Annotated in this window: 5 protein-coding genes and 1 pseudogene; all 6 read right to left on the bottom strand. The window is 35.3% G+C overall.

What is annotated here, in order from left to right; all coding sequences use genetic code 11:
• A pseudogene (locus IR010_RS17895) lies at window positions 1-640 on the bottom strand (hypothetical protein); the annotation flags it as partial.
• A gap of 298 nt (window positions 641-938) precedes the next feature.
• Complete coding sequence (locus tag IR010_RS17900; protein WP_194605706.1) at window positions 939-7304, bottom strand: gliding motility-associated C-terminal domain-containing protein; 6366 nt, start codon at window positions 7302-7304, stop codon at window positions 939-941.
• Window positions 7305-7976: 672 nt separating this feature from the next.
• A complete protein-coding gene (locus IR010_RS17905; RefSeq protein WP_194605708.1) occupies window positions 7977-8720 on the bottom strand; it encodes a rhamnogalacturonan acetylesterase in 744 nt (247 codons plus the stop codon).
• 163 nt (window positions 8721-8883) lie between these two features.
• Entirely contained in the window at window positions 8884-10233 is a 1350-nt protein-coding gene (locus tag IR010_RS17910) for a glycoside hydrolase family 28 protein (RefSeq protein ID WP_194570578.1), read from the bottom strand.
• Between the two features lie 24 nt (window positions 10234-10257).
• Window positions 10258-12267: a pectate lyase gene (gene pelA, locus IR010_RS17915; RefSeq protein ID WP_194570579.1), complete on the bottom strand. Its 2010-nt coding sequence runs from the start codon at window positions 12265-12267 to the stop codon at window positions 10258-10260.
• A gap of 7 nt (window positions 12268-12274) precedes the next feature.
• Window positions 12275-13873 carry a glycoside hydrolase 43 family protein gene (locus tag IR010_RS17920; RefSeq protein ID WP_194570580.1) on the bottom strand — a complete coding sequence of 533 codons (1599 nt, stop codon included), beginning with the start codon at window positions 13871-13873 and terminating at the stop codon, window positions 12275-12277.
• Window positions 13874-13909 lie beyond the last annotated feature (36 nt).

A 13909-nucleotide genomic window follows, 5' to 3' on the forward strand; every position in this document is an offset into this window, starting at 1 on the left:
GTGCTCCAGGAACTCCAGGGATTCCGTCTACTCCGTTTACCTTAACCCATTTGGTATTATCACTTGCATCTCGTACATACACTATTCCTGTATTATAGTCAATATACATTTGAATAGTAGAATCTAATCCTTTAGTACCCGGCAATCCGTTTCCTCCACTAATACCGTTTTTACCATCGATTCCGTTTTTACCATTGATAGAAGACCACGTACCATCTGGATTTTGCACATAAACGGTTCCACTTGTACTATCTACATATAAGCTTATATTTTCACCAGGATAACCTGGGGCTCCTTTTGGACCAGGAACACCAGTTCCTGTAATAATAGTGGTGTTTGCATTAACTTCTGCAGCAGTAGCTATTCTTTGCCATTTATTGTCATACCAATAGTAGTAACCTGGTGTAACATCAGCAATTGTACTCGTGTTAAAAACCATTAAACTGTTTACATTGCCATTGGTAATAGTGCTAACGTCAGTTGAACTTTTTAAAGCAACTCTAGGTATTAAAACCCCTTTATCATTTGCAAAAATTTCTAATTGCGATGATACATTTGGAGTTGGAGTCCCTATACCAACCTGTGCATAAGCACCTATACTACCTAATACAAAAAACAAAGGAAGTAATCTATTCTTCATAAGATTTAATCTTTATGGGTTATTAAATTATTTAAATTTTACTGGTTCCAAATAATTCATCTTACTATATGAAGCTCGTTGAAATTTTGGATTCACAAAATTCTTCTTTAATATTCCCTATCATTACCGCTAAAAGTTTTTACAGTTTCATTTTAAGACATTACTTACAAATAATTGTTAAAAAAAATCTAGAAAATGGAATTTATGCTTAGTTACACTTTTATTTTTATAAAAAAAGCAGCAAGAAAACTTGCTACTTTTGAAAACAATTATTTCGAAACAATTGTTAATTATAACCTTATTGATTGTTTACATATAGATATCCTGCTTTTTCGACTTTATTTCCGTTATTATCATATTGCACTGTGTAGAAATAAGTACCTGTTGGAAGTTTATCTCCTTTTTTGACAGTAGCACGTCCGTCTGAATATCCTTGGAATGGACTTGTTACATTGTCATAACCGTCTTTCTCATATACTATAACTCCATACCTATTGTATATTTTTACACTGTTATTAGGGTAGCAATCGATTCCTTTAATTACGAAACTATCGTTTATTCCATCACCGTTAGATGAGATCCCGTTATATATTTCTTCAAGACAGGCAACATTTATTGTTTGCGTATATGAAGTTTGGTTGCCACATTGATCGTTTGCTGTCCAAGTTCTCAATAAAGTATATCTGCTGCTGCAGTCGCCCTCCACCCGAGTTTCTTCATAGGCAACGGTTGCATTTCCGCAATTATCTGTTGCCGTTAATGTAACTACTGGAGGAATTGTATCGCAATTTGCATTTACAACAGCTTGAGGCATTGCTTCAACAAAAACTGGTGCAGTGGTGTCATGCACTGTAATTGTCTGCGTACAGATAGTGCTATTAGTAACCGTATTTTCTCCAGCATCTCTAACACCATTTCCATTTGGATCATTATATTCTGTTACCGTATATGTTCTTGTTATATTGGCATTACATCCTTGATCCGCACTATTAGATGCTGTAATTTCAAGTGCCCCACAAGAAGTTATTCTTCCATTTCCGTTTCCTAAAGCTTCAAATTGGGCTTTTGTTAAAGTAGTTGCGTTTGGCAATTGATCATAACAAGATACAGTTGTCGGTTGGAAAGTTGGACAAATTACACTAAAAGTACAACAAGATACAGGTGAAACTCCAGATACTGTTATTGTATTACATCCATTTGCATCTTGAATATTAACACTATAATTTGCTCCTACAGCAACTGTATTTGAGGTCCAAGTATTTCCTAACCATGTGCCTGGGGCTCCTGTTCCCGTTGCTGTATAAGGCCCCTGACCTGTTACTGATAATGTTATATTATATTGATTTCCGCTTCCTAAACATGTTGCTGATGGAGTTCCAGCTAAAGCAACATTTGTAATAATTACATTTTGAGCTGCCGTGACACTGCTTCCACTTCCGTTACTAAAGGTCCAAGTTATAACAGTTGTACCTGGTGTTGTGATTGGGAAAACGGTAGTGGTTGTTCCTGTTATTGCTGCGCCACAACTATCTAAAATCACTGGTGCAATTGGTGTTACACTACATTGACCAGTAATGTCCGCAAGAACTGGAGATACTAATGTGCTCGGTGAAATTATAACATTTTGATTTGCTGTTGCTATATTTCCGTTTCCGTCATCAAATGTCCATGTAACCACTGTTGTTCCTTGTGCTGTAATTGGGAAAGTTGTAGTGGTTGTTCCTGTTATTGTTCCTGCGCAGGCATCCGTTGCTGTTGGTACTGCAGGTGTTGCATTACATTGTCCTGTCACATCTGCCAATACTGGTGCAACCGGCGCAACTGTATCATCAATAATTACATTTTGAGCAGCTGTTGCAATATTTCCGTTTCCGTCATCAAACGTCCATGTAACCACTGTTGTTCCTTGAGCTGTTATTGGGAAAGCTGTAGTGGTTGTTCCTGTTATTGTACCTGCGCAGGCGTCTACTGCTGTTGGTACTGCAGGGGTTGCATTACATTGTCCTGTTACATCTGCCAATACTGGTGCAACCGGAGCAATCGTATCATCAATAATTACATTTTGAGCAGCTGTTGCAATATTTCCGTTTCCGTCATCAAACGTCCATGTTACCACTGTTGTTCCTTGTACTGTTATTGGGAAAGCTGTAGTGGTTGTTCCTGTTATTGTTCCTGCGCAGGCATCTACTGCTGTTGGTACTGCAGGGGTTGCATTACATTGTCCTGTTACATCTGCCAAAACAGGTGCAACCGGCGCAACTGTATCATCAATAATTACATTTTGATTCGCTGTTGCAATATTTCCGTTTCCGTCATCAAATGTCCATGTAACTACTGTTGTTCCCTGGGTTGTAATTGGGAAAACGGTAGTGGTTGTTCCTGTTATTATACCTGCGCAGGCATCTGCTGCTGTTGGTTCTGCAGGGGTTGCATTACATTGTCCTGTTACATCTGCTAAAACTGGTGCAACCGGAGCAATCGTATCATCAATAATTACATTTTGATTCGCTGTTGCAATATTTCCGTTTCCGTCATCAAATGTCCATGTAACTACTGATGTTCCTTGTGCTGTAATTGGGAAAACGGTAGTGGTTGTTCCTGTTATTGTTCCTGCGCAGGCATCTGCTGCTGCTGGTGCAATTGGAGTTGCATCACACTGACCTGTTAAATCTGCTAAAACTGGTACAACTGGCGCAACAGTATCGTCAATGATTACATTTTGATTTGCTGTTGATGTATTTCCGTTTCCGTCATCAAATGTCCATGTAACTACTGTTGTTCCCTGGGTTGTAATTGGAAAAGCTGTAGTCGTTGTACCTGTTATTGTTCCTGCACACGCATCTGTTGCTGTTGGTGCACTAGGTGTTGCATCGCATTGTCCTGTTACATCTGCCAATACTGGAGCAACCGGTGCAATCGTATCATCAATAATTATATTTTGAGTCGCTGTCGATGTATTTCCTGAACTATCTGTAAAGTTCCAAGTAACTACAGTTGTTCCCTGTGTTGTTATTGGAAAAATAGTAGAAGTTGTACCTGTTATTACGCCACTATCACAATTATCTGTAGTAGTTGGTGTCAGAGGCGTTGCCGAACATTCTGCTGTTACATCTGCTAATACCGGCACGACTGGTGTTGTAGTATCTGTTATAATAACATTTTGATTTGCAAATGATATATTTCCGTTTCCATCATCAAATGTCCACAAAACAATAGTTGTACCTTTTGCTGTAATTGGAAATGCAGTTGTTGTTGCTCCAGTAATTGCTCCTGTACAGGTATCTGTAGCTATTGGTACTGTTGGTGTTGCAGAACATTCTCCTGTTACATCTGCTAAAATTGGCATAACAGGCCCCAATGTATCATCTATTATTACATTTTGATTTGCAGTTTGTGTATATCCGTTTCCATAATCAAAAGTCCAAGTAACTACAGTTGTTCCTTGAGTTGTAATTGGAAATAAAGTTGTTGTTGCTCCGGTAATTGTACCTGCACAAGGATCTGTAATTGTCGGTGCTATTGGTGTTGCTTCGCATTGTCCTGTAATATCTGCTAAAACTGATGGAGCTACTGTTGCATTTATAGTGATACTTGCAGTTGTTGTTCCTGAACAAGTTGCATTACTAAAATTGTAAGTAATCGTATGAGTTCCAACTGTAGAAAGTGCTAAATCTATTGTTCCTGTTGATGGGTCAATAATTAAACCAGTATCTCCGCTGTAAGTACCGCCTGCTTCACCTGTTTGAGTTACTGTGGCTGTACCCCTATTACAATAAGGACTACTTGAGTAAGCAATTGATGCAGTTGGCAATTCATTTATTTCAATTAACGCTATGTCTGTACTAGAGCAAGTACCATCAGTGAAACTATAAGTTACCGTATGATCTCCTATCGTAGAACCAGCTAAATCTATAGTTCCCGTTACAGCATCAATAATTAAACCCGCATCTCCACTATAGGTTCCTCCTGTTGTACCTGTCTGGGTAACTGTCGCAGTACCTGTTTGACAATATGGAGTGCTTGGATAGGTTATTCCTGCAATAGGCAACGAATTAACTATAACCGTTACAGGCTGTATATTACTACAAGTTGCATTAGTGCCTTTTATGTAATATGTGCCGCTAACATCTATAATAGTTGGATCAACTATTGGATCTGTACCTTCTGAATCTGTAAAATAAGAGTATGTTAAACCTGTTTCACTTCCTGCAGTTATTGCTGGTGCAGTAATATCTACTGTATTAGGAAAACAAACAGCTGCCGGATTTGTTATTGAAACAACAGGAAGCGCTGTTATATTTATTGTTAAATTTGAAACTGTAGTACTGCTGCATGGAGGCCCAAAAGTTACGGAACAAGAAAAATTATTATTTCCAACTGATAAAGCATTATAATTTACCAGAGGGCTTTTAAGAGTTTCATTAGCTGTAGTAATTCCAGGTCCAGTCCATAAATATGAAATTGCACCCACAGTATCTACATCTAATTGTAATGTTCCTGTACTAAGATTACAAAATGTTGCTGGAGTTGACTGACCTTCAGCCGTAGCTGTTGGAGCCGCTGCTACACCTATCTGTGCCGATTGAGTTATGATATTTCCACAACCGTCTTTAATTCTAAAAAAATAAGTGTTATCTGTTAAACCCGAAAAAGTATTACCACTTTGATAAGCACCAAAATTAGTTCCACCATCTGTACTAAGAGCATACTCTAAAACATTTCCAGGTGCAGGCGAGTTTGATGTTGCTGCGATAGTTAAAGTTCCATTAGTCGCGCCACTGCTGCAAACATACCCACCAGTATTAGTTTTATCCACAGTAATAACATTATTAGAATCATAAGTCAAGGTTTGAGTAAGGACATTCACAGTTCCTCCTTTTATTCGTAAACCAAAAACATAAGTACCATAACTTAATCCGTTAAAAGGAAGTGATGCTGTATTACTGGCTAAATCTCTAACCTGACCAACACTTGATGGACCAGAAACAATAATAACCTGATAAGCACTTACACTATCAAAATTTCCATTCATTACATAATTAAATCCTCCGCAAACAGGCGTTATAGTATTTCCGTTTAAAGTAGCATTATAACCTGAAACTGTAGCATTTATAGTTCTTGTACCACAAGGAATAGTCATATCTAAAGTATAATGACCTGATGGCCAATAATCTAAAGGATCTGAAGCATTTACTCTAGGTAATGTAGCGCTTCCTGAAGTAGCATTTAATGGAGTACTGCTTGTGTATCCTACAGGTACTAAAGGATTATCTGATGCTGTGACTGTATAATTAATAATATCTCCAGCCTGAACAGGAGTTACTGTTAAAATTAGTCTTCCGTAACCTAAAACATTTAAATTTTGCTGTACTCCAGTAAGAACCTGACTAATAGTAAAAGTTGAAGCTGCGGGAATTGATATATTTTGAGAAACTGGAAGCGTATCAAAACTTCTTGTAGTACTCCCTTGTGCATCTACATAAGTCACATGGTAAGTAGCTCCTGCTGTAAAACCAGCAATAAGTTGTGCAGTACTGTTAATAGTAGTTGTAACAATATCTGCAGGATTTGCTATGTTAGTAAATGTAACATTCAAAGGAAAACAGCTTAACCTGTTAGGTACCGCTCTAATAAGTCCTGCTCCTGCACAATTACTTGGTCCCATAGTACCGCCGCTATTATATTGCGTAACATTAAATTCTTTAGAATTACCACAATTATCACTCAGAACTACCTTCATAGTGCCACTTGCTATTTCTGCTAATACGCCAGCTTTTGTAGCAACTAGTGGTAATCTAACTGTATTAAGCAAAGGTGAATAACCCGCTCCACCTACATCACTATATCCATCAGCGTTAGTATCCTGACCGTAGAGCTGTCCTTGATATAATATTTTCCAGCTAAATCTTGCCGCATCGCTTGGCGAAATAGTAGTGCTATTAGCTATATATTGAAATAATAATTCGTTAATAACATTCAGAGGCGTAGAACAGTTATTTGTTGTATTAAAACTAGGATAGGCTAAACTTCCTAATTTAAAATCATTTACCGTTACTGTAGGATTAGAAATAGATGTTGCTCCAGTAATAGTCTGTCCGCAATCATCAGTCACGCTTACTAAATAGTTATTAACTCCCAACGGATTAAAATTAAAAGTAGTTGCACTTATTGGTCCGCTATTTTGCAAAATAACACCTGGCGCTGACTGTGCAGCTATAGTATATGTATAAGGTGCCTTTCCCGCTGTTACTGTCGATGTTAATGAAGCCGTTCCTCCTACGCAATCTGCTACCTTTGTAGGCGTAGAAACAGTCATGGCAGTGTAGCCATCTGTAACCGTGATATTTGTGCTTGAAAATACAGTTCCTCCAGCAGTTGCTCTAGCATTTACAACATAAACTCCCGAACTTAATCCTGTAAAAACATTAGTGTTTGTAAACTGTGTAGGATCTCCAGAAACTGGTGCCACTACAACACCAGCTTTTGACAATTGGTATTGCGGAGTAGCACCCAAACCTGTACTGCTTGCAGTTACAATTCCACTGTTAAAACATCCTGTGTTGCTCGCGATGCCAGAGACAGTTTGAGCAAAAGCTTCATTACCCATGAAACTCATTACTGGTAATATAATTAACAGTACTAGTAAAGTAATTTTTGATTTCATAATTGTTTTTATTAATTAAAACAGGCTTACTTTGAACACGATATCTTTTTTAAATAGTAAAAGATATGCTGTTATTAAAACAACTGTTTTGTAATTAAATCCTATATTTTATTGATTTACACCCTCTTACGAAAGCGGGCGCAAAAGTCTAGCTTGTTCAATTTTGTTATTACCCTTAAAAGTTTAAAAAGTTATAAAATAGGGTATTTATCGTTTGGAGGAAAGATTCTCCAAATAAATGGAAATGAACTGAACAGCAACTAAACAATAATTAAAAGACTTAATTACAGATAGTTAAACAATAATTTGAAAAATTATTTTATTATAAAAAAAGGTACGGGCGTAATAAAAAAAAATAGCTCTTTAAGTGTGGCTTATAGTAATGGCCTTATAACACCTGATGAATTATCCTACTAAAGATTTTGTAATTCAACTATCAAATGTAAATAAACCAAATTATTAGTTTTTTACTTTTAAAACACAAAAGTACTGAATTTCAACACATTAATAAAATTTTAACACTAAAAAAGTTAGGAAAGTATTTATAAAAAAAAAGAGATTACTACTATATTTTAATTTATTGCAAAAAATAAAGAGCTAAAAAAAACATTTATAAAAAAAAAGAGAGGACATTTATCCTCTCTTTTCTAATTTAAAGTTTTACAATCAAGTTTATTTGATTCCCTTTTTAAGTTTATCTACTGTAGAATCCTGTAATAGTTTAATTTGATCTACCACAATTTGAGCAATTGCTGTTGCCCCTTTCAGAGAAAGATGAGTATCATCAGCTTTATCTTTATCGTAATAGGCATTTTCACCTGCTTTAAAATGTAAATGCAATTGCTTTGATTTTTCTGGACCATAAGATTGCTCCAACAATTCTGTATAATATTCTAAATCTATAAATGGAACTTTATATTCCTGAGCAACCAATCGTGTTTCTAACGGATAATCGCCATGTGTTGGCACTAATACACCTTTTTCATTGAAGTTTCGTCTGGATATAGACGTAAGCAATATTGGTGTTGCGCCTTTTTCTCTAGTTTCTTTTACAAACCGAATTAGATTATACCTGTAAGTTGTATGCGGATTTGTATATCTCGTAGAATCTTCTATTTTTTCATCATTATGACCAAATTCAATAAAAACATAATCACCTTTTTTTAATTTTTTATAAATTGAATCCCAACGGTTTTCATTTATAAAGCTTTTGGTACTTCTGCCATTTACAGCTTTGTTTACTACAAGAATATTATCTTTAAAAAATGGCTGAAGCACCTGCGCCCAACCATGTTCCGGATTGCGGTCTGGATCTTTTTTATTCGCCATTGTCGAATCACCAATTGTATATAATGTTGTTTTCTGAGAAAAACAAACTGACGAGATTAATAATGCTATTATGATATATTTTTTCATTTTTTTGATATTAGACTTCTTAGATACTAGACTTATTAGACATTAGACTTCTTAGATATTAGACTTCTTAGATACTAGACTTCTTAGATACTAGACTTCTTAGATACTAGATTATTAGATTATTAGAATATGCTTTTTTTGTTTCTTTGAACCTCCAAAAAACCTATTTTGCAGCTGTTGGAACTGTCGCCTTCTTGCCAATAAAAACATCTGTCATCAAAACATTTTCAGCATTTTCGTTTGAAATCGCGTTTTTAGCTTCTTTAATTTCAATATTATTCAAACTGATATTTCGGATTTTTTTATCTGCAAATCCTTGAATTACAATTCCAGATTCAGTTGCTTTATTACATGAGATATTTGAAAAATGAATATTCGAGATGTCTGATTGAAAACCTTTTCCTTCTCCATGGTAATTAGCAGTGATGTACAAACAATCTTCTACTTCATCCAACTTAATATTTCGGACAAAAATATTTTTTATAAATCCACCACGATCTGCATTGGTTTTTACATAAATACCTCTTTTTAAATACCCAACTGTTTTACAATTCTCAACAAAAACATTTTGAATTCCAGCTGACATTTCGCTTCCCAAAACAACTCCATGAAGTCCTTTAAAATTGCAGTTTCTAATGACAATATTTTGGCTCGGTATTGCTGTATTCGCTCTGCCTTCATGATCTCTGCCTGCTTTTATAGCTACGTTATCATCACCATTATTGAAAGTTACATTTTCAATTAAAACATCTTTTGCATATTCTGGATCAATTCCGTCATTATTATAATTTAAGGCTTTATAACTGATGCCTCTAATCGTAATACTCTGTGATTTTAAAAGATGCAGACACCAGAAAGGGGAATTTTCAATACGAATATTTTCAACTAAAATATTTTTGCAATTAAAAAACTGAATCAGCTGCGGACGCAAAAAATAACCTTCACCAAATTTCCTGTCTTTTAAAGGAACATTCGTGTGATTCATTTCACGGCTCAAATCTTTTCCCTTCCCTTCTTTTTCTTTAAAACTTTTCCATATTTTGCTTCCTTCTCCATCAATTGTTCCTTCTCCTGTAATAGCAATATTTGTACAATCATAAGCATAAATAAGCGGACTGTAATTATACAGCATCGTACCTTCCCAACTGGTTAAAACCATTGGCAGATAGTCTTGAGGATTGTCACTAAATTTAATTTTCGCTCCTTTTTCAAGCTTAAGATTTACATTGCTTACAAAATGAATTGGTCCGTTAATTTTATAAGTGCCTTTAGGAACTATAATGGTTCCGCCATTATTCTTTTTGCACAATACCATTGCTTTATCAAATGCAATTTTATTATTTGAAATTGAATCTCCTTTCGCACCTAATTTTGCAATATTTATTTGATAAGAAGGAAAAACAGGAAGCTGAATTCTATTAACAATTGAATCAACCTTTGCACTCGGAAATTCGTTATTCTGCGCGAAAGAGCTTAATGAAATCAATAAAAAAATAATGCATTTAAATTTCATAATATCGTTTGCTAGTTCCTGATTTTATTTAGAGTACCAGTTTGGTATTTCATCTTTAAGAATGTTTTCAATTGTATATTTTTCAGCCTCATTTTTTTGAAGCTGATGTGACCATGCTACTCTTTTAGCTGGCTGAAAACCTTCACCTGAACAATTGTATTCAGCATAAAAAGATGTTTTTTCAGCTTCTGGTTTAGACCAATTTTCCCAGCCCTCTGGTCTTATTTGTTTTCCTAATTCACAACTTATAAAAACAGTTTTAGCATAAATTCGCCACGGTCTTCCTAAATAAACTGCTGTTGCTTCTGGATTAGCTGTTAATTTGCAATTTTTAAAAACAAATCCAAATGCGGTTCCTTCTGGAGTTGATGCTGCGGTGATGTACGAATTTTTAATGCTGTTGATAGTACAATTTTCAAATAATGAAGTGGCACTTCCAAAGATAAAGTCCGTAGTTCCTTCAATGTAACAATCTTTAAAATATTGTTTTGCTTCTTTACCGGATAAGTACAAAGTATCCTGATTTCCTAAAATAGAACAGTTAGAAACCTTAGCGCGATTTGCCACAATTGATAAAGCAATTCCTTGGCCATTATCGCCAGAAGTATTTTTAATCGTTAAATTGGCGGCCGAAAAATCATCGCCTTCAACCAAAACTGTATAAGTATAAAAAGTACTGTTTCTTCCTAAATTGATTTTTTTAAAATTATCATCAAAGGTAATAATAGTATTTTCTCTGCTTTCTCCAACGAGAGCAACATTTGTATTCCATTCAGGAACACGAATTTTCTCATTATAAATACCATTTTTGACAAGTATAGTTACTTTTTCATAAGGAAAAGCTGGACTTGCATAAACTGCATCCTGAATTTTAGTAAAATCGCCTGATCCGTCTTGGGCAACAGTTATAAAATTATCTTTTTTTTTTGCCGAAGCTTCAGTTGAAGAAACTTTTACTCCATTTTTAATGGCCCAGGCTGCATATTTCTTCAGCACTTCTTTTGGCGCATCAGAATACCAAGAATAACCGTTTCTTCTTTCAGACCCAATTTGATCGAGAGATTTTTTCCTTATTCCATCGCGGTCACAAAAGAAAGGTTCATTAGTTTCAAGATCCATAAATCGAGCCCATATTGGTCCAGCATTTACGGCAGGAATCATTTTTTTATCTACAATTTTTCCGGTGTCGTCTAAAACTCTTTTCTCTTCAAGATTGGTTATTTTTGTTTTCTCAAACCAAGCCTGCGCGCTTTTAACAGCGGTAATAATTTCTGGAGAAGGTTTTTCGATTGACATTAAAAGCAATACAATTTTTGTCGATTCATAACCGCTTAACGATGCTAGTTCAAAAGCTCTTGCATTGGCCGGAGCCAGAGTAACTTCATCATGCTGTGCACACCAGGCTGTTAAAACGCCATTTTGCTTATACTGGGTTTTCAAAATACAGTCTATTCCTTTATCAAAAGCTTTTTTTGTTTTTTCAACAATTGTCTGTGATGGCTTAATACTATAATAATCAGTTCCTTCACTGACTTGCTTCATTACATTCAAGATGTTAACCATCGAATCGTCATTGTAGGTAATATGCGTATAATATCCTTTTTTTAATGGATAAAATTGAGGCCAGCCTCCATTTTTATATTGAGCTTCAAGAAGATAATTCAATCCCTTTAAAAAAGATTCTTTGTAACGCTCATCTTTTACCTGCGCATACATTCTAGACATAAAAAGCATTTCCTGACAAGTTGCACCATTATCTGTTGTAGTTTCTACAGCTGTTTTTTTAAGTGCAATCAAATCTTTTTCTTCCTTTTGAGTCAGTTCTTTCTGCATCTGGATATTTTTTGGCCAGCCGCCAATATCTCTTTGATACAACAAAACATTCTCAGCTATTTTTTTGGCTTCCGCCGAACCAAACCAAGATGCTTCATTTTTGCGAATAATATCAGGCCAGTTTTTATAAGTATTTTGAGCATTCGATGCCAAACTTACCAATACAAAAAGGAATACTGCTGTTCTTTTTAATTGAATCATTTTTAAGTTATTTAGTAATTCTAAACCAATCTATTGAAACGTTTCCGGAGTCATTTGTAACTTTTTCGCTCAAAGCAAAAAGTCCAACTTTCGCGCCAATCCATTTTCCTTCTTTTGATACAAATTCATTCCCAATTTGCTGATATTTTTTATCATCTAAACTATATAAAAAACTGCAGATACCTCCTTTTTTAATTTGAACTCTCAAATAGATAGTAGAATTTGGTATCGCAATCGGACTTGTTTCTGTTTCCGTTATCTTTTTATCAAAAGTTCCTGTTTTTTGATTTAAAAATAATTTTCCATTGTCATTTTTCAGAGATAAATAACTGTAATCCAAGCCCATTATAATCAAACCCGTTGATTCACCGTTTAGTCTTGTATTAAAAGTCATTTTGGTTGTAACTGTGAATTCTTCTGCTGGAAATTTCTGCAGCAATAAATTGGGCGCTTCAAAAATCTTTTTACTGTCTTTAATTGTAGGCAGACAATACAAATTTAAATAACCTAAACTTGTGGGAAATCCCCAATTTGTCTGCGCATTTGCCTGCCATTGCCATTGTAAACCTAATTTGGGTAAATTAAACTCATCTGATTCTGCCGGAGTTTCAATTGGATATTTTTTTCCAACATTTGGTTTTTTAAAAGTTGTTACAGGCTCACCAATTCCGTTTCTATCAAAATCTTGTCCCATAATAGGCCAGTCATTTTCCCATCTCATTGGCTGTAAATGTACAATTCGTCCGTAAGCCCCTTTATCCTGAAAATGTATGAACCAGTCTTCTCCAGTTTGTGTTTGTACCCAAGCTCCTTGATGCGGACCATTAATTTTTGTTTTTCCTTGTTCTAAAACTTTCTTTTTCTCATAAGGCCCAAAAACATTTTTAGATCTTAAAACGGTTTGCCAGCCTGTAGAAACACCGCCTGCGGGAGCAAAAATATAATAGTAATTGTTTCGTTTGTAGAATTTTGGACCTTCAATTGTGCCTTCGCTTTCATGACCGTCAATAATCATTACTTCATCGCTCTTAGCAAAGGTTCCTTCTGGATTCATACTGCAAACTGTGATTAAGCTTTTAATCTGCGCTCGGCTTCCTGCATAAGCGTGAACCAAATATGCTTTGCCGTCATCATCCCACAACGGACTCGGATCAATTAATCCGGTTCCGCCTTTTACCAAAACAGGTTCTGACCAAGGCCCTTCGGCTTTTTTGGCTTTAATCATATAAATTCCGAAATCAGGATCTGGGTAATAAATATAAAATTCATTTTCATGGAAGGTAATACAAGGCGCCCAAACTCCATTTCCATGCTGCACTTTATCAAAAGTCTCAGTTGGTATTTGCTTAATAAGCGCATAGCTTATAATCTTCCAATTCACTAAATCTTTAGAATGCAAAATAGGCAAACCCGGAATACAGTTAAAAGAAGATGCTGTCATATAAAAATCATCACCAACTCTAACTACATCAGGATCTGAATAATCTGCATGAATAATTGGGTTTGTATACGTTCCATCACCATTGTCAGGCACCCAGACTTGAGCAAAATTTTTCTGCAAGAAAAATATGGATATTAAAAAAAAGATGACTTTTATATTTTTCATTGTATATTATTTCTAATTATCTAATTGTCCTAATTA

The organism is Flavobacterium sp. MR2016-29 (assembly GCF_015350695.1).
Classification (GTDB): Bacteria; Bacteroidota; Bacteroidia; order Flavobacteriales; family Flavobacteriaceae; genus Flavobacterium.

Excerpts from the sequence above, each read along its gene's own strand:
- IR010_RS17905 (WP_194605708.1), bottom strand. The coding sequence starts at position 8,720 with ATGAAAAAATATATCATAATAGCATTATTAATCTCGTCAGTTTGTTTT.
- pelA (WP_194570579.1), bottom strand. The coding sequence starts at position 12,267 with ATGATTCAATTAAAAAGAACAGCAGTATTCCTTTTTGTATTGGTAAGT.
- IR010_RS17910 (WP_194570578.1), bottom strand. The coding sequence starts at position 10,233 with ATGAAATTTAAATGCATTATTTTTTTATTGATTTCATTAAGCTCTTTC.
- IR010_RS17920 (WP_194570580.1), bottom strand. The coding sequence starts at position 13,873 with ATGAAAAATATAAAAGTCATCTTTTTTTTAATATCCATATTTTTCTTG.
- IR010_RS17900 (WP_194605706.1), bottom strand. The coding sequence starts at position 7,304 with ATGAAATCAAAAATTACTTTACTAGTACTGTTAATTATATTACCAGTA.